The 20,391-nt window shown below is 48.5% G+C and carries 19 protein-coding genes; 18 read left to right on the top strand and 1 reads right to left on the bottom strand.

Going from position 1 to position 20,391, the window contains the following annotated elements; translation table 11 throughout:
• Positions 1 to 25: 25 nt before the first annotated feature.
• From rfbB to rfbC, 4 genes are read left to right on the top strand one after another with little or no spacing between them, the layout of a single operon-like run.
• Positions 26 to 1,084 (top strand): dTDP-glucose 4,6-dehydratase, encoded by a 1,059-nt coding sequence (rfbB, locus tag B0H98_RS01620; RefSeq protein WP_208623578.1) that lies wholly within the window; start codon positions 26 to 28, stop codon positions 1,082 to 1,084.
• A 38-nt stretch (positions 1,085 to 1,122) separates the two neighbouring features.
• Positions 1,123 to 2,016: a dTDP-4-dehydrorhamnose reductase gene (gene rfbD / locus B0H98_RS01615; RefSeq protein ID WP_106373323.1), complete on the top strand. Its 894-nt coding sequence runs from the start codon at positions 1,123 to 1,125 to the stop codon at positions 2,014 to 2,016.
• 30 nt (positions 2,017 to 2,046) lie between these two features.
• On the top strand, positions 2,047 to 2,931 hold the full coding sequence (gene rfbA, locus B0H98_RS01610) for a glucose-1-phosphate thymidylyltransferase RfbA (RefSeq protein WP_106373322.1): 885 nt from the start codon (positions 2,047 to 2,049) through the stop codon (positions 2,929 to 2,931).
• Positions 2,931 to 3,485 carry a dTDP-4-dehydrorhamnose 3,5-epimerase gene (rfbC, locus tag B0H98_RS01605; protein WP_106373321.1) on the top strand — a complete coding sequence of 185 codons (555 nt, stop codon included), beginning with the start codon at positions 2,931 to 2,933 and terminating at the stop codon, positions 3,483 to 3,485. The genes rfbA and rfbC overlap by 1 nt, the downstream gene beginning before the upstream one ends.
• Before the next feature lie 102 nt (positions 3,486 to 3,587).
• Here the strand turns inward: rfbC and B0H98_RS01600 are convergent, their stop codons facing one another.
• The gene (locus B0H98_RS01600; protein WP_106373320.1) at positions 3,588 to 4,925 is read right to left on the bottom strand and encodes a UDP-glucose dehydrogenase family protein; all 1,338 of its coding nucleotides are present in this window, start codon (positions 4,923 to 4,925) and stop codon (positions 3,588 to 3,590) included.
• A 291-nt stretch (positions 4,926 to 5,216) separates the two neighbouring features.
• Here B0H98_RS01600 and B0H98_RS01595 point away from each other — a divergent pair, with 291 nt between their 5' ends.
• The 14 genes from B0H98_RS01595 to kdsA all read left to right on the top strand — a co-directional run bounded on the left by B0H98_RS01595 (position 5,217) and on the right by kdsA (position 20,388).
• Positions 5,217 to 5,630, top strand: a complete 414-nt coding sequence (locus B0H98_RS01595; RefSeq protein WP_106373319.1) for a DVU3141 family protein — start codon at positions 5,217 to 5,219, stop codon at positions 5,628 to 5,630.
• Positions 5,630 to 7,351, top strand: coding sequence for a polysaccharide biosynthesis/export family protein (locus B0H98_RS01590; protein WP_106373318.1), 1,722 nt, complete (start codon positions 5,630 to 5,632; stop codon positions 7,349 to 7,351). Before B0H98_RS01595 ends, B0H98_RS01590 begins: the two co-directional genes overlap by 1 nt.
• 124 nt (positions 7,352 to 7,475) lie before the next feature.
• On the top strand, positions 7,476 to 8,285 hold the full coding sequence (locus tag B0H98_RS01585; protein ID WP_106373317.1) for an ABC transporter permease: 810 nt from the start codon (positions 7,476 to 7,478) through the stop codon (positions 8,283 to 8,285).
• A gap of 3 nt (positions 8,286 to 8,288) precedes the next feature.
• On the top strand, positions 8,289 to 9,386 hold the full coding sequence (locus B0H98_RS01580; RefSeq protein ID WP_106373316.1) for a KpsE/RkpR family capsule polysaccharide export protein: 1,098 nt from the start codon (positions 8,289 to 8,291) through the stop codon (positions 9,384 to 9,386).
• A gap of 70 nt (positions 9,387 to 9,456) precedes the next feature.
• On the top strand, positions 9,457 to 10,845 hold the full coding sequence (locus tag B0H98_RS01575; RefSeq protein ID WP_106373315.1) for an MBL fold metallo-hydrolase RNA specificity domain-containing protein: 1,389 nt from the start codon (positions 9,457 to 9,459) through the stop codon (positions 10,843 to 10,845).
• Positions 10,846 to 10,878: 33 nt separating this feature from the next.
• A complete protein-coding gene (locus B0H98_RS01570) occupies positions 10,879 to 11,688 on the top strand; it encodes an ABC transporter ATP-binding protein (RefSeq protein ID WP_106373314.1) in 810 nt (269 codons plus the stop codon).
• Positions 11,689 to 11,705: 17 nt separating this feature from the next.
• On the top strand, positions 11,706 to 15,116 hold the full coding sequence (locus B0H98_RS01565; RefSeq protein ID WP_106373313.1) for a capsular polysaccharide export protein, LipB/KpsS family: 3,411 nt from the start codon (positions 11,706 to 11,708) through the stop codon (positions 15,114 to 15,116).
• Positions 15,116 to 15,796: a CatB-related O-acetyltransferase gene (locus B0H98_RS01560; RefSeq protein ID WP_106373312.1), complete on the top strand. Its 681-nt coding sequence runs from the start codon at positions 15,116 to 15,118 to the stop codon at positions 15,794 to 15,796. Before B0H98_RS01565 ends, B0H98_RS01560 begins: the two co-directional genes overlap by 1 nt.
• 9 nt (positions 15,797 to 15,805) lie before the next feature.
• Positions 15,806 to 16,591, top strand: coding sequence for a hypothetical protein (locus tag B0H98_RS16935; protein WP_146130227.1), 786 nt, complete (start codon positions 15,806 to 15,808; stop codon positions 16,589 to 16,591).
• Positions 16,588 to 17,160, top strand: a complete 573-nt coding sequence (locus B0H98_RS01555; protein WP_106373311.1) for a tetratricopeptide repeat protein — start codon at positions 16,588 to 16,590, stop codon at positions 17,158 to 17,160. Before B0H98_RS16935 ends, B0H98_RS01555 begins: the two co-directional genes overlap by 4 nt.
• A gap of 120 nt (positions 17,161 to 17,280) precedes the next feature.
• On the top strand, positions 17,281 to 17,523 hold the full coding sequence (locus tag B0H98_RS01550) for a hypothetical protein (protein ID WP_146130226.1): 243 nt from the start codon (positions 17,281 to 17,283) through the stop codon (positions 17,521 to 17,523).
• A gap of 71 nt (positions 17,524 to 17,594) precedes the next feature.
• Positions 17,595 to 18,767 (top strand): ParB N-terminal domain-containing protein, encoded by a 1,173-nt coding sequence (locus B0H98_RS01545; protein ID WP_146130225.1) that lies wholly within the window; start codon positions 17,595 to 17,597, stop codon positions 18,765 to 18,767.
• A gap of 11 nt (positions 18,768 to 18,778) precedes the next feature.
• Positions 18,779 to 19,543 (top strand): acyltransferase, encoded by a 765-nt coding sequence (locus B0H98_RS16930; protein ID WP_146130224.1) that lies wholly within the window; start codon positions 18,779 to 18,781, stop codon positions 19,541 to 19,543.
• A gap of 2 nt (positions 19,544 to 19,545) precedes the next feature.
• Positions 19,546 to 20,388 carry a 3-deoxy-8-phosphooctulonate synthase gene (gene kdsA, locus B0H98_RS01540; RefSeq protein WP_106373860.1) on the top strand — a complete coding sequence of 281 codons (843 nt, stop codon included), beginning with the start codon at positions 19,546 to 19,548 and terminating at the stop codon, positions 20,386 to 20,388.
• The last annotated feature ends 3 nt before the right edge of the window (positions 20,389 to 20,391 follow it).

Genomic DNA, 20,391 nt, shown 5'->3' with positions numbered 1-20,391 from the left:
AGATCCGCAAGAGTGGTGATTGATGATGAATATTTTAGTAACAGGCGGCGCAGGCTTTATCGGTTCAGCGGTCATTCGCTACCTGATCGAACATACCGATCATGAAGTCGTCAACGTGGATGCGCTGACCTACGCCGGTAATCTTGAATCACTGACAGCGATTGAAGACAGCGAGCGTTACGCCTTCGAGCAGGCCGATATTACGGATGCAGGCATCATGGCGGCCATCTTTGATCGCTACCAGCCAGATGCTGTAATGCACCTGGCGGCCGAGTCCCATGTCGACCGCTCCATTGATGGCCCGGCAGCGTTTATTCAGACCAATATTGTAGGCACCTACACCCTGTTGGAAGCGGCTCGCCATTACTGGAAAGCCCTGCAGGCAAGCGCGCCGGAAAAGGCCGATGCATTCCGCTTTCATCATATTTCTACCGATGAAGTGTATGGCGACCTGGAAGGTCCGGAAGATCTTTTCACCGAAGAAACGCCCTATGCGCCCAGCTCGCCTTACTCGGCCAGCAAGGCGAGTTCGGATCATCTGGTACGCGCTTGGCACCGTACCTACGGTCTGCCGGTATTGGTGACCAACTGCTCCAATAACTATGGGCCGTATCACTTTCCGGAGAAACTCATCCCGCTGATGATCTTGAATGCGCTGGCGGGGAAAGCGCTGCCGGTTTATGGCGATGGCCAACAGGTACGCGATTGGCTATATGTAGAAGACCACGCCCGTGCGCTGGTCAAGGTAGTAACCGAAGGTGTCGTGGGGGAAACCTACAACATTGGCGGGCATAACGAAAAGGCCAACCTTGAAGTGGTCGAAACGCTGTGCGACCTGCTGCAGGAGCTGGTGCCGGCTGAACGCAGTTACCGTGACCTGATCACGTTCGTACAGGATCGCCCCGGCCACGACCTGCGCTACGCCATTGATGCCGACAAGATCGAACGCGAGCTTGGCTGGCGTCCTGAAGAAACGTTTGAAACCGGGCTGCGTAAAACCGTTCAATGGTACCTTGATAACCGTAGCTGGTGGCAGCGTGTGCAGGATGGAAGCTATCAAGGCGAGCGTCTGGGTAGCTTGTAATCCCGCCGACTGACCACTGTGACCTAAAGGAATTGGTTATGAAGATTTTCGTTACTGGCGGCAATGGCCAAGTGGGATTTGAACTCAAGCGGCAGCTGGCAACGCTAGGCGCCGTATTGGCGCCTGGCAGGGCAGAGCTGGACCTTTCCGATGCCGATGCCGTCAACGCGTATCTAACGAAGCAACAGCCCGATGTGATCGTGAATGCGGCGGCCTATACAGCGGTTGATAACGCCGAGTCCGACCAGGCCATGGCTGCACGGCTAAACGCTGAGTTACCCGCACAGCTGGCTCAGTATTGCCAGCAGCATTCAATCTGGTTGATTCACTACTCCTCGGATTATGTGTACACCGGGGAAGGCAATACACCCTGGCAGGAGGACGATGCCACCGGGCCGTGCAACGTTTACGGCGCGACCAAGCTGGCAGGGGATGAAGCAGTCGCTGACAGCCACTGCCAGCATCTGATTTTCCGCACCAGTTGGGTATATAGTGCCTTCGGCAAGAGCTTCCTGGCCACCATGCTGCGCCTGGGTGCCGAGCGCTCGGCATTAAGCATCATCAGTGATCAGATTGGTGCGCCAACGCCTGCCCGCCTGATTGCGTTGGTGGCCCAGCAAGCGTTAACTAGATTGAGCAGTGATGGCGTAGGCCTGAAGAGCGGTGTCTATCACCTGGCCCCGCGTGGAGAAACCAGCTGGCACGGCTTTGCCAACGAGATCTTCAAGTCAGCGAAAAAGGCTGGGCTACCGTTGGCAATTGCTCCCGAAGGTGTTTCAGCCATCCCGACTACCGAATATCCTACACCGGCTGCGCGCCCATTGAATTCACGGCTGGCAGTCGACAAGCTAGAGAAGGCGCTGGCGATTAAGATGCCCAGTTGGCAGAGCCAGCTGGCGCTTACCGTGGAAGAAATAGCAAGCTCGCGTTAGTCGCCGAGCAACAAGCAAGGAGCAACAACGATGCAACGCAAAGGCATAATTCTGGCGGGCGGCAGCGGAACCCGCCTGCACCCCATTACCCGGGGCGTTTCCAAGCAGCTGCTGCCCATCTACGACAAGCCGATGATTTATTACCCCATCTCGGTACTCATGTTGGCGGGCATCCGTGAAATTTTGATTATCTCCACGCCTGATGACCTTCCCCAATATGAAAACCTGCTGGGGGATGGCAGCGCGTTTGGTGTGCGTTTTGAATACGCGGTTCAGCCAAGCCCGGATGGCCTTGCTCAGGCGTTCCTCATCGGTGAAGAGTTTATCGGTGATGCTCCGGTTTGCCTGGTGCTGGGCGACAATATCTTCCACGGCCAACACTTCTCCGAGCAGCTCAAGCGTGCCTCCGACCAGGCCAGCGGCGCTACTGTTTTCGGGTATCTGGTAAAAGATCCCGAGCGCTTTGGCGTGGTAGAGTTCGATCAGGACGGCACAGCGGTTTCCATCGAAGAGAAGCCAGAAAAGCCTAAATCACCTTACGCCGTGACCGGTCTTTACTTCTACGATAACGACGTAGTAGAGATTGCCCGCCAGGTGAAGCCTTCAGAGCGTGGCGAGCTGGAAATCACCAGCATCAACAACGCCTACCTGGAGCGCGGCGACCTGCGCGTTGAGCGGTTAGGGCGTGGCTTTGCGTGGCTGGATACCGGCACCCACGACAGCCTGCTGGAAGCCAGCCAGTACGTGCAGACCATTGAACACCGCCAAGGCCTGAAAGTGGCCTGCCTGGAAGAAATTGCCTGGCAGCATGGCTGGTTGAGCGATGAAGCACTGCGTGAAAGCGCAACGGCCCTCGCCAAAACAGGTTACGGTCAATATCTGCTGCACCGTTTAGATGCCAAAGGAGGCCAGTGATGCAGGTCGAAAAAACCTCCCTGCCCGAGGTGGTGATTCTAATCCCCAAGGTATTTGGCGACGAACGCGGTTTCTTCATGGAAAGCTTCAATCAGCAGGCCTTTGAAGAAGCCACCGGCTGCAAGCGCAACTTCGTGCAGGACAACCACTCACGCTCGCGCCAGGGTGTACTGCGCGGCATTCACTATCAGCTTGAGCAGGCCCAGGGCAAGTTGGTACGTGTAGTGCAGGGCAGCGTATGGGATGTAGCCGTCGATCTGCGTCGTGATTCCGCGCAGTTCGGCCAGTGGGTAGGCGTTGAGCTTTCCGCTGAAAACAATCGCCAGCTATGGGTGCCCGAAGGTTTCGGCCATGCCTTCGTGGTGCTTTCAGAAACGGCTGACTTCCTGTACAAGACAACCGATTTCTATCACCCGGAATCCGAGCGCTGTATCCGTTTCGATGACCCGGACCTGGGTATCGAATGGCCACAGCTGCCGGTGCCGTTTGCCCTCTCCGAGAAAGACCAGGCGGGTAGCGCCTTCTCGGCAGCAGAAGTCTATGAACACGCTTAAAGCGATCATGGGCTGAGCAGAAAGCGTATGAAATAAAACCCCGGATAGCCTGGCTATTCGGGGTCTGCTTTTACGGGCTAGGCCTGATGGAAAGGCAACACGTTACTGTGCCATTGCAAGATTACTGCGTCCAACCCCCACATACCTCAAGCCTGCGTTACTTAATGCCTCGGGGCGGTAAAGGTTACGCCCGTCTACCACCAGTTTGTCGGTTAGCTGTCCTGCCAGCCAGTTAAAATCCACGCTGCGAAACATCTTCCACTCGGTACAAATAACCAGTGCATCGGCGCCCTTAACCGCCTGGATCCGGTCTCCGGCAAGCATCAGGTCATCGCGCTCACCATAAAGGCGGCGGCACTCACTCATGGCTTCCGGGTCGAATGCCTGAACGCGGGCACCTGCTTGCCAAAGCGCTTCCATCAGTGTGCGGCTAGGTGCTTCACGCATATCATCAGTGTCAGGTTTGAACGCCAGTCCCCATACGGCAATCGTCTTGCCGTGCAGGTCGCCCAACTGCTCGCTGAGCTTGGTGAACAGCGTCTGCTTCTGACGCGTATTTACCGCTTCAACCGCGCCCAGTAGCGCTGGCTCATAGCCCAGTTGACGAGCCGTTTGCTCCAGCGCTTTGACATCTTTAGGAAAGCAGGAGCCGCCATACCCACAGCCAGGGTAAATGAAGTGGTAGCCGATGCGGGGGTCACTTCCTATGCCACGCCTGACATCTTCGATATCAACCTCCAGGCGCTCAGCCAGGCAGGCAATTTCATTCATGAAACTTATTTTAGTGGCCAGCATGGCATTAGCTGCGTACTTGGTAAGCTCGGCGGCCCTCACACTCATGAACATCAGCTTGTCATGATTGCGGTTATAGGGGGCATAGCACTCCCGCATCAAGGACTTCACCTGCTCGTTTTCTGTGCCGACGATAATGCGGGCGCCGCGGGTGAAATCCTCGATGGCCGCACCTTCTTTCATGAATTCAGGATTGGAGCAGACATCAAAAGGGTGCTCAACGCCGCGCAGGCGCAATGCCTCGGTAACCGTCGCCGTCACTTTTTCAGCGGTACCCACCGGCACGGTCGACTTATCGACAATTAGCTTGTAGCCCTGCATGTGCTCGCCGATGCTGCGTGCAACATTGAGTACATAGCGCAAGTCGGCGGTACCGTCTTCATCCGGCGGGGTACCAACGGCAATGAAGAGTATATCGCCACTGGCGACCGCCTCGGCGGTATGGGTGGTAAAACGTAGCCGGCCAGCCGCTCTATTCTGTTGCAGAATGGCGCTCAAGCCTGGCTCGAAGATAGGGTTTTCACCGCGCTCCAGCTGCTGGATTCTCTCCGGATTGATGTCCATGCAGGTTACCTGATGGCCCACCTCGGCCAAGCAAGCACCAGCCACCAGGCCCACATAGCCGGTTCCAAAGACGGTAATGTTCATAATCCTGTATCTCGCTTAGCCGAACGTTAGCAGGAGCTTACCATAGGGTAGTGATTGTTAAGCGTTTATGACACCGCGTAGAGACAAGCGCCGAATTCGGCCAAGACCCCCCGAAAATAGGTATGCTTCGCGTATAGGCAAGCAGTGTAGAGGGTTAGCGAGTAATCCCTTACAATGGCGCGTGCAATTTCTGGTAGCACAGGTTATGAAATTTCATCCGCACAGCGTAGGGCAAGGGAATACGCCCGTTACAATCCCTGGGCGGTAGCGTGCCTTTTTTTGGAAATCCTTATGTCAAATACCCCTTTTCTAATAGCGCGGCCGGCTCGCATGCTGCTGGCTGCGTTAAGCGTGGCCTTGGTAACCGGCTGCTCCTCCTACCCGAAGAGCAATGCCCAGGAAGCCCAGTATGTACTCAACAACGACCCCGCCACGCTGCTTCAGGATGAAAGCCTCAACGACTTTCTTTCCAAGTCGCCAGCAGGGGCGGTGCTTAACGTAGCCCGTAGCCCCTGGGGCCATAACGTTGAAGTAGTGGCTGATGCACCGTACCTGGCGGCCAGTGGGCGCGAATGCCGCAAACTGCGCGTCGTGGAAATGGGCAACAATGCGCGCACCGCCCTGGTATGCCAAACGCCTAACGGTTGGGTAAATCAGCGCGTCGTTACCCAAATGGATTCAACCGCAACGCAAGGGCGCTACTAATGAACGTTTTCCGCATACTCAAACGCCCGCTTGCGGTAGTCGCCCTGGCCGTCGTCGGCAGTAGCGCCGCAAGCGCGGTATGGGCGCAAAGCATCAGCCTGCCCAACAGCATTTTACCTGCTCAGCAACAAAGCCAGCAGCAGGGTCAACAGCAGGAAGAAGTAAATGATACCCCCCGCGCTGACTGGCGCAGCGGCACTTACGGCCCCGTCAGCCAGCCCCCGCGCGACCCGGATATGCTGCCCCCGTTTGGCGCCAACCTGTTCACCGGCGGCTTTCGCGGCGCCATGGGTGATGGCCTGAATTCCGACTACCAGGTAAAACCCGGCGACCAGGTCACTGTTCGTGCCTGGGGCGCCTTCGATTTCGACCGCGTACTGCCGGTCGATGCCCAGGGCAATATCTTCATCCCCGGTTCAGGCCCGCTCAATATCGAAGGCCAGAACAGCCAGCAGGTAGACAACAGCGTGCGCGGCGCCATTACCTCGGTGTACCCGGATAACGTAGAGGTCTACACCAACCTGCAGGGGGTGCAGCCCGTAGCCGTGTTCGTGACCGGCTATGTGGAAAACCCCGGCCGCTACGCCGGTACACCCAACGATTCGCTGCTCTACTTTCTCGATCAGGCCGGCGGCATCGACCAGGATTTAGGTAGCTACCGCCAGATCCGCGTGCTGCGCGATGACCGCACCGTTGCCACGGTGGATCTTTACGACTTCCTGATCAACGGCAGCATCGCCCGCCCGCAATTCCAGGATGGCGACACCATCGTGGTGGAAGAGCGCGGCCCGGCGATTGCCGTGGGTGGCGATGTACAGCGGGAACACCGCTACGAGCTGCTGGGCAACCAGCTAAGCGGTGCCGAACTGGTCAACCTGGCGCGCCTGAAAAGCGGCGTTTCCCACGTGCTGCTGCGCGGCAACCGTGAAGACGGCCCCATCGCTCAGTACTACCCCCTGGACATGTTCAACGGCCAGACCATTCGCAGCGGCGATGAGGTGCTTTTCAGCGCCGACAAGCGCAGTGAAACCATCGTGGTGGAAGTGGAGGGCAGCTATTACGGCCCTTCGCGCTATGCGCTACCCCGCAATGCCCGCCTGAGCGAGCTGCTGGACGCCATCGCCGTGCCCGAGAGCATGACCGCCGTAGAAAGCATCTCACTCCAGCGCGAAAGCGTAAAAGAGCAGCAGCGCCAATCCATGGAAGACAGCCTGCGCCGCCTGGAAACCACCTACCTGAGCGCCTCTTCAAGCACCAACGAAGAAGCCCAGGTGCGCGCCCAGGAAGCCGAGCTGATTCAGAACTTTGTAGAACGCGCCCGCGAGCTCGAGCCCAGTGGCCGCATGGTCGTGGCCTACGATGGCCGCATTTCCGATATCCGTTTGCAGGATGGCGATGTCATCACCATTCCTGAAATCAGCGATTCCATGCTGATCAGTGGTGAAGTGCTGGTACCCCAGGCCGCCGTTTACCGCCCGGGCATGAACGTGATCGATTACATCGAAAGCGCTGGTGGCTTTACCAACCGCGCCGACGACGACCACATCCTGATCGTTCGCCAGAACGGCGCGGTCGAAAACGCCCGCAAGGTGAACCTGCGCCCGGGTGATGAAATCCTCGTCATGCCCGCCGCACCCACGCACAACCTGCAGCTGGCCGCCACGCTCACACAGATCCTCTACCAGGTAGCCGTCGCCACTCGCGTTGCGGTTGATCTGTAATCGTGAATAGTCAATGGTAAGCGCGGTGCCCCGTAGCGCGTGGTAACGAGCAAAGCGAGGCACCCGCGAGTGGGCGGCGTAAGCCGCCCCAAGTCTGCAGCAGCAAAACCGTAGGATAACCCCAATGGCCGATAACCCAACGGCACCCCGCGGCGCCCGCTCCCCTTGGCAGGTCACTCGCAGCGTGTGGTACGCCATGTTCATGCGTGAAGCCATCTCACGCACAATGAGCGACCGCATGGGTTGGTTCTGGATGATTTTTGAACCGGTAGCAATGGTTGGCATCATGGTTGCCATTCGCAGCTTTATTAGCGGTGACAGGCTCATTATCAATGCTCCCTTTATCCCTTGGATGATTACGGGGTTAATGGGATTTTTCCTCGTTCGTGAAGGCATGCTGCGTGGCATGGGGGCGATAGAAGGTAATAGTGCGCTGTTTGCCTATCGCCAGGTACAGCCGGTAGACCCGGTGCTGGTGCGCAACTTTCTGGAAGGCATGCTGCGTACGTTCGTTTTCCTGCTGTTCATCGCCGGCGGCTTGATGCTAGGGCTCGAGATGTACCCGGATAACGCCATACGCGCCATGGCGGCGTGGCTTTCGCTGTGGAGCCTGGGGCTAGGGCTTGGGCTGTTTACCTCGGTTGCTGCAACGCTAGTGCCTGAAATAGGCCGCGTAATCCGTATGCTTTCGCTGCCCCTGCTGATTATCTCCGGTGTGATTTTTCCGCTTAATCAAATGCCTCACTGGCTTTTAGAGTATTTAATGCTCAATCCCATTCCCCACGCATTGGAAACTCTACGCCTTGGTTTTTTCGAAAACTATAAGGTCATCCACGGTACCAGCATGCTCTATTTCTGGCTGGTTACGCTTTCGCTGAATGCTCTGGGGTTACTGATGCACTTACGTTTTGTTGATCGATTAAAGGCTAAATAATCCATGCAAGGCTCAATCACCCGGTTTGTTAAAAGATCGCCCCAATGGGCAGTCGCCTTGATCGCCATCCTGCTTGTGAGTTTTTATTGGTTCGTATGGGCGCAGGAGCGCTATGTCTCACGAGCAACCGTTGTACTCGAAAGCCCGCAAGTAGCTACCCCCGAGTTGAGCCTATCGTCACTAATGGGAGGGGGTGCTGGCAATACAGCGGATTTGCTTTTGCTTCGCGAACACCTTTTGTCGGTTGATATGCTGCGGCTTCTGGATAAGCAGTTGGGTCTTCGCCAGCACTACAATGAACACGGCGATTTTTTTGCCAAGCTGCGTAACGCTAATGTGCCCATCGAAGAGTTGCACAAATACTACCTGCGCCGTGTAGAGGTCGAGCTTGATGAGTACGCAGGCGTACTGAATATCCAGGTGCAAGCCTATACGCCCGAGTTTGCCCATGAAATGACCTCGCTACTGCTGCAAGCGGGCGAAAACCACATGAACGAAATGGGCCACCGCCTGGCGGATGAGCAGGTACATTTTCTGGAACGGCAGATGGTGCGCCTGGACGAGCGCTTCACGGAAACCCGTCAAGCACTTCTGGAGTACCAGAATGAGTACGGGCTGGTATCGCCTACTGATACAGTCGCCAGCATCAATCAGGTAGTAGCAACGCTTGAAGCTGACCTGGCCCGCCTGCAGGCCCAACGAAGCGCGCTTTCCAGCTTCCAAAGCCAGCAATCGCCAGAACTGCGTCAGGTAGAGCGCAATATATCAGCACTGCGGGACCAGATCGTTGAGCAGCGAGACCGCATCGCGCAAGCATCTGGGGATTCACTCAATAGCGTTTCCGCTGAATACGAAACATTGGAATTGCAAGCGCAGTTTGCTCAGGAAACCTACTCAAGCGCGCTTGCCGCCCTTGAAAATACCCGCCTGGAAGCGGCTCGCCAGCTCAAGCAGGTAAGCGTGCTGCAAAGCCCGCTGATGCCGGAATACCCAACCGAACCCAACCGGCTCTATAACAGCACGGTTTTCGCCATTATCACCATCTTTCTGGCTTTTATCCTCAGCATGATCATCATGATCATTAAGGATCACCGCGATTGATCGGAAAATGGTAAGGGCTAATTCGCCACCCGACTGAAGACATTCAAACGAACTAAAACCGGAGAGCGGTATGCTCGATATCATTCACCACGGCGGTGCCACCGGGGTAACCGGCAGCTGCCACCAATTGATATTGAACAACGAGCACTCGTTACTGATTGATTGCGGTTTATTCCAGGGCGAAGACGCCCCTGAAGACACGTTTGAACAGCTGAAAATCGAGTTCGATATCAGCACCGTTCAGGCACTCGTTATCACCCACGTGCATCTTGATCACGTAGGGCGGTTACCGTACCTGCTGGCCGCAGGCTTCAAAGGCCCTATCATCTGCTCGGAGCCCTCCGTCAAGCTGCTGCCACTGGTGATCGAAGACGCGCTCAAGATCGGCTTTACCCGCAACGCCCAATTGATCGAACGCTTTCAGGAACAGCTAAAACAGCAGATCGTCAGCGTGCCTTACGGCAAGTGGCACCGCGTTGCTTATAACACTATCGGCACCGCACGCATAAAACTTAAGCGGGCAGGGCACATTTTAGGCTCAAGCTACGTAGAGGTAGCCTACCAGAGCGCTGATGGCGGCGAAAAACAGCGCATTGTATTCTCGGGCGACTTGGGGGCACCGCACGCGCCATTGCTACCCGCGCCCAAATCGTCCAGCGGCTGCCACCAGTTGGTACTCGAAAGCACCTACGGCAACCGCACCCACCCGGACCGCCGCCAGCGCCGTGCCGTACTCAAGCGAGCCATCGAACAAGCGCTGACGAACGGCGGCACGGTAATGGTGCCGGCCTTCAGCATCGGCCGCACCCAGGAACTGCTCTATGAGCTGGAAGGCATCATTCACGATGCCAAAGGCAGCCAGTGGAAAAAGCTTGAAATCATCGTCGATTCACCGTTGGCGGCCCGCTTCACCAAGGTATACCGCGAGCTAAAACCCTACTGGGATAAAGAAGCCCAAAGCCGCCTGAAAAAAGGCCGCCACCCACTGAATTTTGCCAGCCTCCACACCGTGGAAAGCCACACCGAACACGAGCAAACCGTCGAGTACCTGGCCAACAACGGCAGGCCCGCCGTAGTCATTGCCGCCAGCGGCATGTGTGCCGGCGGGCGCATCATGAACTACCTGAAAGCCATGCTGAATGATGCCCGCCACCAGGTATTGTTCGTAGGCTACCAAGGCGCCGGAACACCAGGCCGCGCTATACAGCAATACGGCCCGCAGGGCGGTTGGGTAGAACTGGACGGCCAGCGTATCGATATCAAGGCCGGGGTTACCAGCATCAGCGGTTACTCCGCCCACGCGGATCAAAAAGACCTGCTCAACTTCGTAAAACGCATGCGCCATTGGCCCAGCATCATCCGCCTGGTGCACGGTGACCAAACCGCCCGAGAAACGTTAAAGCATGAGCTTGAAAACCTCTATAAGCGCAAAGGCAGGAGCGTGACGGTAAAAAGTTAAGTGCTTATCCTTTACCCGTCATCGAAAAAACCAATGATCGAAATCAAGCACCTCTACAAGCGCTACCACAACCACCACGGCAGCGACTGGGTACTCAAGGACATCAACCTGACGATTCCCACCGGGGTAAGCGTAGGATTGATTGGCCCCAACGGCGCAGGTAAATCCACCCTGTTGCGCCTTATCGCTGGCATGGACACGCCCGATAGGGGAGAGGTAATACGCCACAGCCGTGTATCTTGGCCGGTGGGACTATCGGGCGGCATGCAAAACAATATGACGGGGCGGCAGAACGTCAAATTTGTGGCAAGGGCGCAAGGAAGTGATATCGAAGAGGTTCAGCGAGTCATTCGGTTCGTACAGGATTTTGCGGAAATAGGCAGTGCCTTTGACGAGCCCGTGCGTACCTATTCATCGGGCATGCGTTCGCGGCTATCCTTTGGTTTATCTCTGGCCTTTGATTTTGATGTCTATATTTCCGATGAAGCAACTTCGGTAGGTGATCTGCGCTTTCGTAAAAAAGCTACGTCTGCTTTCAAAGAGAAGGTAGGCAAGGCTAGCATTATTATCGTGTCGCATAGCGAAGGCATACTCCGCGAGCTATGTGATGCAGGCATATGGATCGATCACGGCAATGCGGTCTGGTACGACAATGTTGATGATGCGATTAAGGAATACCATGACAGCTTGGCAGATCAAGAAACGAAAGATACTCAAGGAGCGAGTGACAATGCTAACGAACAAGATGTGTTAGCGGCGAAAAAAGAAATGGAACTAGCACGAACAGAATATCAGAAGCTGCGTGACCAGTACGCAGCCCTTCGTGATTCATATTTTGATTAAATATAGTAGGTGGAAAATTGAGTAAGCTGACAAAGTTTTTTAAACATCCCGTCATGTTTTTTGAAGATGCTGCCAAGAATAAAAAAATGAAAGAAGGAAAGCCCAAGATTTTTGTAGTAGGTTTCAGTACGTGGAAAACCTACCTACGCATGTACTTTTCAGAATATGATTTGATCTTTCTACCTAAAGATATTAAGAAAAGCCAATTCAACTCACAGTACCGCAAGAAAATTCTCTCGCTAAAAGAGTCATGCCAAGTATTTATATGGGGCTTCAAAGCGCCGGAATATATATTGGAATTTTTGAGAGAAGAAAAAGTATCAACAAAGTTTGTAGAAGATGGGTTCGTGCGCTCCGTACAACTAGGCGCCACCAAAGCACCGCCCATGTCGTTGTGCTTGGACAGTAAAACACCTTATTTTGACGCAACGCGTCCCTCAGATCTTGAAGACTTGCTTAATAATTTCGATTTTACAAGTAAGGCGGAGTTATTAGATCAGGCCAAAGAAGGCATCAAACTGCTACTCGAAACAGGAGTAAGCAAGTACAATAATAGTCAATCCGTCAATATCGAAAAAATATATGGGCCCAAGACCAAAAAGCGTATTCTGGTTTTAGGACAAGTAGAAGACGATGCTTCTATTCAGTATGGGTGTGAGAAAAAGCTTACCAATAACGATATGGTACGGTTAGCGGTAAAAGAGAATCCAGATGCTCAAGTGATCTACAAACCGCATCCCGATGTAATGAACGGTCACCGGCCTTATCAGTCAGATCCATCAGACGTTGAAGATGTTTCTTTAGTTCTGACTAAAGATATTCCTTTAGCAAACTCTTTTGAAACTGTAGATCATGTCTACACTATTACATCGTTGGGTGGGTTCGAGGCTTTATTGCGGGGTATTAAAGTTACAACTTTAGGTTGCCCTTTCTATTCGGGGTGGGGGCTAACTGATGACAGACAATCTAATACGCGTCGAAAACGAACTTTAAAATTAGAAGAGATTTTTGCTGTATCATATCTCATTTACCCTTCTTATTATGGCATAGAAGATGGTCGCGTTTTAGAGTTTAAAGACGTAGTTAGATTGCTCGCAAAGCCAGTAAAACAGTTGGTAGATAAAAAACAAGCTTCCAAAAAAGAAGTAAGTGATGTTGTTCCTAAAAAGCCGTCGCTTAAAAATAGCAAGAAAGTAGAGGTGCCAGCTTGGTATAATCCTATCAGTCATGAGTTTACTGAAAGTGGGCTAATAAAAAAACCTATATTTTTGTATATGCCATGGATTCCTGAACATGGAAACACGCTGATTAGTAAAATAAAGAATGATGAAGCTTATGATATAGTTCCATTCGATCTTGTAAGGGGGAGCGAGCCCGGAGAATATAGAAGGGATATTCTAAGATTTGCACTGAATAATCCTATTCTTTATCGAAAAATGGTTGCGAAAAAGCTAATACCTCTAAAGGGAAAGGTTTCAGCATTTATATTTACATTTGACTGGTCACCTGTCATGAGGATTATCGTTTCTGTCTGTAAAGAATTGGACATAAGAACAATCTTAATTCCACATGAATCGGTCTTTGCTGATAGAAATAAGTACTATTGGTGTCCTAAAACACATGCTATGCTTCCATCTGTGGATCTTATTCTAGGTTGGGGGCAGCTGCAAAAGGACATTTTTATTGAAAGAGGGTATCCAGAAGATAGATTTATAAAAGTAGGAGCGCCAAAGTTTGATGCTTATAAAAACTATCTTCCGATGTTATCAAGAGAGCAATATTGCCAGTTATTTGGGCTTGACCCGAATAGAAAAATTGCTTTGTTTGCATCTCAGCCATTAGATTCACAGTTTGATGTCAATAAAGCACGTGATTCACAAAGGAAGGCTGTCGAAGATTTGTTCGAAATATGTATAAAGCATAACCACCAGCTTTTGGTACGTTTACCACCTTCCAAAGATAATATTCTTGGTGAAGATTTAGTGGAAAAGTTAACGAGGTCAGAGGATGCTGCGATTGATGATGCTGATTGCTATTTTGTAAATGCAGAAGAAACAATTCATCATGTAGATATAGTTACTTCAGTAAACAGTACAATGCTATTTGAAGCGGTTTTAGCAAAAACTCCCTCTTTTTCGATTAAATATGTGGATTTTGACCAGATATGGAAAAAGGTAGGTATCCCCTTTGCCACAGATATAAAGTCTATCGAAGACCAGGTTGTTAGTATAGATAATGGCTCATATTTGATACCTGAAAAAGGTTTTAATTGGGCATCTGACATGTTTGGTGTTGGCGAGTTTGATGGCTTAGCTGCAAGCCGTATAACTAATCAACTTAGCAAGCTTGCATCTAAAGAGACTGTTGTCAAACCAATAGCATCTCCTTTTGCTAAGATACTAAGTAATCAGAGAATTGATATTATGGCTATTCCAAGCAACCTAAAAGTTTGGAGTGGTGTTCAAAAGCACGTGCTCGAAATGCTGAATGCTCGGTTGAAAATCAATAGTAGCGCTGGTCTAGAATCAGCAAATGAGCTTTCGTCTACTGAAGCATATTTCCAATGGGGTATTGGCAATAATGAAGGTAAATCAAGCCAGAGAATGCTTGCTAGAGCATTGGGTAAACCAATTATAATCCTGGAAGATGGTTTTATCCGCTCTCTTGATATTGGACTTTCTGGAGAGCCTGCTTTATCTATAATTATAGATGATCTAACTTCTTACTATGATGCTACAAAGCCGTCAAGGTTAGAGAAGTTGTTAAATTCCAACATTGTTTTAAACCAAGAAGAGTTGCACAGAGCCAAGAGTGCAATTCAACAAATAGTTAATGCGAGAGTTTCTAAATACAATCATGCCCCAGATATTCCACTGAATATTGGAAAGCCGGGGAATTATAAAATATTATTATTGGATCAACGATTCGGTGATCAGTCTGTAGAGTCTGGACTGGCTAGTGAGCAGTCGTTTGATAAAATGCTTAAAGATGCAATTATAAAACATCCGAAAGCAGATATAATTATTAAGCAACACCCTGATGCAATAAAAGGTGGTAAGTCAAGCTACTTTAGCGATGAGAAGTTGGCCTTTTCGCAACATGTAGATAATATCTTTTGTGTCAACTACGATATAAACCCATACGCACTGTTTGATATTGTTGATGAAGTTTATGTGGGGACTTCCGGAATGGGCTTTGAAGCTCTTTTGGCTGGAAAAAAAGTTACCTGCTATGGAGTTCCTTTTTATTCTGGTTGGGGCATTACAGAAGATAAAACTACTGTTTCTAGACGTGACAATTCTCGTTCATTGGAAGAGATTTTTTACTTTTCTTACCTATACCTCAGCAAATATTACGATCCAGTGAGTCAAAGCGTTTGCGAACTTGAAGATCTAGTGAACTATATCGCCAATATGAAAGGAAAATAATGGATATAAAATATAAGCCAGCTCATATTCGTGGTGAATTAATGGCGGAATCGCCCAGTAGCATTGCTGCTGTCGTAAAAGGAAAGTGTGCGATTGGCTATATGTCATACATAGGATCACAATCAGAGCTATATGGAGGTACACAAATTGGCCGTTTCTGCTCAATTGCGGCCAATGTTGTTATTGCACCTACGAATCATCCATTAGATCGGCTTTCGACACACTTATTTGCTTTTTCAAATAATGGCCCCTTTAAAAATTCTCAAGAATTTCAGGGATGGAAGAGGGGGAATATTTTTCAAGAAAATCATTCTGAAACCACTATTGGCAACGATGTTTGGATTGGTAGGAATGTAACTATTAAGAGGGGAGTGGTAGTTGGCGATGGTGCAGTGGTGGCTGCCGGTGCTGTCGTTGTCACTGATATTCCACCTTACGCAATATTTGGTGGCGTTCCAGCCAAATTAATAAGATATAGATTTTGTGAAGAAACGATAAAAAGTCTCTGTACGCTTAAGTGGTGGCAATACGATTTGTCTTCAGGAAAAATAAAATTAGATGTAAATGATGTTCTTAGCTGCATTGATGAGATCAGAAGCTATCTGAAAGATGGTCGAATAGAAGTTCTTTCGCCGTCAGTTTATCAACTTACAGCTCAGAATTCTATTAAAGTAAAATAGGGTGTATTTATGCAAATTACTACTTTCGGATCTTGTTATGCAAGATACGTAGCAAATCATTTTGCTATGCTTACTAATAGTAGGCTTGTAAGTTGCACATACCACAATAGGAGTGATTTTTTCGTTGATAAGTATTTCAATAACAAGTATACGGATGATTTTTATGATCAATTAATACAGCTTTTAAGTGATTCGTCAGATGAATCCCGCAAAATTGATCCAGACTCTAGTGTAGTTAACATAATAAAAAATCAGACATCTCATAGCTCTGGTGCGCATAGACTATCTTCGGGTAAAAATTTTTTTCAGTGTATTGAAAACACAGACCTCATTATTATTGACAACTACATGGATGTCTCTGCGAAATTGTTTGCAAATAATGATAACGTTGTTTTCTTTAATTCACGTGATCCACTGGTCAAGAGTTATTTAATAGAGCCAGGCCATGTAAGTCTTGATCATGTTACTGAGCTCTTAACTGCAAATGCTTCTTTCAAAAATTTTAACTTAATTGTTAATTATGTGAAGAGAAAGAACCCGAATGCATTTGTTGTGTTTCTAAATTTCCCCTTTAACACGTATTTTGAAAATCCTACTAGAGTTAAAATAACTAAAGAGTTTGAGAAGCTTTCTGTAGGTTTGGGTTCTGATCTGGTTTTACCATCACTAATGGTTCCTAAGCAACTGCAAACACATCAGAAACAGCATTTTAAAGCCGCATTTTATTCTTATGTTGCTGGACGCATTTTGGAAAATATTAATTTTAAAATGGCTTTAAAAAATAAAATTTTATGAAAAAATTAAATAAAATTATAATTAGCAACGCTCAAGAGGCATACATTAATAGGGAATGGGCTGTAGTGGCGCCGTTGTATGATGAGCTTAGCCAAAAAGGGTGTCAACTCCCTGAAAAAAACAAAGTCCAATGGGTTATTTCCCTCAAAAAAATACAGGATTACAGCTCTGCATTGAGGCTAATCTCATTGTTTTTGAGCATGAATAATACAAGCTCTATTGGCCTTTGGTTGTTTCATTCAGGCGAGTGCAAGCAAAGCTTAGGTGAGTATAGTCAAGCAATTGATTGTTATGAAAAAGCTTTGGCATCTTATCAAAATAAAAAAACAATTTTTTATAGACTTTCTCAGTGCCACGAAAAACTGAGAGACTATAAGTCTGCTCTGATTTGTATTGAACAGGCATCCTCGTTGAGCCAGAGTCTTCTTATAAATGCACAATTAGCATCTGTGCATTATAAACAGAAGAATTGGTCGGCTTGCGCTAAAGTCTTTGAGGAGTTATTTGAACGCTTTAGTATTGAATCTTTCAGACCCCAGTGGGTTTATTGCTATGCAGATAGTTTGTGAAATTTGTTAAATTATTCTAAAGCGTCTAAATATTTCAAAATTCTTTTTGAGATGGATAGCTCTAAGTCTAAGTGTTTGTTTAAGTCTTATTTGTGTTTTGTGAAAAATAGTGAGCTGGATTTGGCTGAGGCAGCTATATCTAAAGCTTTAGAGTTGGATAAGGAAAATGCTAACTTCCATCTAGAAATGGCCAGGTTGTTTTCATTGAAAGGAAGTGCTGATCAGGCTAGAGAGTTTTATGAACAGTCATCTGCTCTAGGGAGTGCTATTGCGCAGCATGAGCTTTTAAGTTTTGATGAAAGCAATCGTTTTGAAATGCAACTTGGTCATTTGTTTACATTTAAACGTTTGATCTTGTTTTAAAGACATGTTATGCCAAAACTTTGATAAATGGTTTTACAGGGAATTCTGGTATTAATTGGCATGATTTATACTTGCGTCATATTTATCTCAGAAACAAGGCGAAAGAGCCAGGTAACTCCTTAAAGCATAGCTTGCTAGACTACAATGATTTTTTTTCGTCTCTATTGTTTAATATTAAAGAGAATGGTTTTGACCCGTATAAATCAATTCCACTATCAAAAGATGGTGGGATATTGAACGGAGCGCATAGAATATCTGCAGCAATGGCTCTTGGGTTGAAAAAAATCCCTGTGGTTCTTTCTAAAGAAGAGCGAGGTGTTGATCGGGATATTAACTGGTTTATAAATCGTGGCTTTAATAGCCATGAGATTCATGAGCTGATTTATAATTGGGTGTTAAGCTCATTTTGTAAACCATATATAGCGATCCTTTGGCAGACAGTATATGATCATTGGGAGCAAATAGTTTCTGATATTAGCGGCAAAGTTGATATTGTGTTTTCAAAAACAATGAGCTTTGACTCCGTTGGTTTGCAAGAGTTTATTAAAGATGTTTATAGTTTTGAGCAGCCAGCAGACTTTAGTGTAAAAATTACGAATAAAGCTGAAGTTTTGGTCAATTGTGGTTGTGCTGTGAAAGTTTTGCTTTTAGATAATAAAAATGGTTTCTGTGGGGTGGTGAAAAATTATATAAGAGAAAAGTATTGTCATCTGTTTGCGTATGACCCTCTTTTTATCATACATGTTTCTGACACAGTAGACGAAATGTATCATATGAATAGCATGCTTTTTCATTACGAAAATTCTATTTTTTTACAAAATAGGTCTGTGGCTCTTACTGATGATATTGCTAGATGGATTAAAGAACTGAAGCTAATTCTTGAAAAATTAAGCTTATCTTCTTCAGATGTGTGTGCGGTAGGTGGGGCAGTGCTCAATATTTATGGTTTAAAAAAAGCGGATGACTTAGATGTTGCAGTGACAAAAAAAATAAGAAAAGAAAAGTTTTCAGATAGTGCTGAGTGCATTGGCGATAATGTTGATATCGTCGCTAAGGATTACTTTAGGACAATCGGTTATAGTGTTTCTGATGATTCTTTGATTTATGATCGATCTATGTTCGTTTATGTTCGGGGTTTGAAGTTTGCGGATATTGATGTTGTGCGTAAACGTAAGATGTTTTCTCTAAGAGATAAGGATTTAAAGGACTTAGCCCTTATCGGAGATTATTATGTCAAGAAATAGGTGTATTTATTATGAATAATGTTTTTCTTCTCTTGCGATCTTTCTTTTGTTTCAAGGACAGCATAGGAAAAACTAACACTTCAATTAAAAGCACTCCAGGTTCATCAGGCTCTCAAGTTCGTTGGAAAGAAAATGTTTCCTCAACTGGCTCTGGTAATATTATCAATCTTGTTTCGGCTTTTAAGAAAATTGGCTCTTTGACCATAAAGGGTGATGGCAATAAAGTTTTCTTTGGCGCTGGCTCAACTTATGTGGGAAATATTTCTATTCAAGGGAATAATAATAAGATTGTAATTGGGGAGGAAGCTGTTATTAGAAGTAGGGTTTTGATTAAAGGAAGTAATCAAAAAGTTGTTTTTGGCAAGCATACAACCACTCAGTCTTGTTATATCTTGTGCCAAGAGGGCTGTAATATCGAGATAGGTGATTGGTGCATGTTCTCACGAGACATTGAGATTCGAACCACTGATGCCCATTCAGTAGTCGATGTTAAAACTCGAAAGCGTGTTAATACGCCGAGTTCAGTGAAAATTGGAAACCATGTATGGGTAGGCGTTGGTAGCTTAATTAGCAAAGGCTCTCAAATCCCCAATGATTCCATCGTGGGTGCATATTCTTTTGTAAATAAGGAATTTACCGAGGAAAATGTGCTAATCGCAGGGACTCCTGCAAAAATTGTCAGGCATGGAGTGACCTGGAACAGGGGCCGTAAGCCCAAGTTCACCCAGGCACAGCTTGAACATTGGAAAGAACCACCATCAAAGACGGAATTATGATCATGAATTTGAACGGCTACAATATCTCTATCGCGAACGATAAGACATTTACCCTGTTGGCAGGTATCAACGTACTCGAATCGCGCGACCTGGCGATGACTGCCTGCGAAAAATATGTAGAAGTATGTGGCAAGTTAGGCATTCCTTACGTATTCAAAGCTAGTTTTGATAAAGCCAACCGTTCTTCCATTCACTCTTACCGTGGCCCCGGTCTGGAAGAGGGCATGCGCATTTTTGAAGATGTAAAAAAAGAGTTTGGCGTGCCGGTGATTACCGACGTTCACGAACCCTGGCAGGCGGCCCCTGTGGCAGAAGTGGTGGATATCCTTCAGCTGCCGGCTTTTCTTGCTCGCCAAACCGATTTGGTCATGGCGTTGGCTAAAACAGGCAAGCCTATTAATATCAAGAAACCTCAGTTCTTGAGCCCTGGGCAAATGGTCAACATTGTCGAGAAGTTCAAGGAAGCGGGTAATGATCACCTAATGCTGTGTGACCGCGGCACCAGCTTTGGTTACGACAACCTGGTGGTTGACATGCTGGGCTTTGGTGTCATGAAAGACACCTGCGGAAATCTGCCTATCATCTTTGATGTGACCCATGCGCTTCAGCAGCGCGACCCGTTGGGCGCTGCATCCGGTGGCCGTCGTAAGCAGGCCCTTGAGCTTGCCCGTGCGGGTATGGCGGTTGGTATTGGCGGCCTTTTCCTGGAAGCCCACCCAGACCCGGATAATGCCAAATGCGATGGCCCCAGCGCATTGCCACTGCATCTTCTAGAACCTTTCCTTACTCAGATTAAAGCTATTGATGATGCTGTGAAGGCTATGCCAGCACTGGAAATCGACTAAGGA

The sequence above is a fragment of the Vreelandella songnenensis genome (assembly GCF_003002925.1).
GTDB classification, from domain to species: domain Bacteria; phylum Pseudomonadota; class Gammaproteobacteria; order Pseudomonadales; family Halomonadaceae; genus Vreelandella; species Vreelandella songnenensis.
This window is presented reverse-complemented; position numbering and strand designations above follow the sequence as displayed.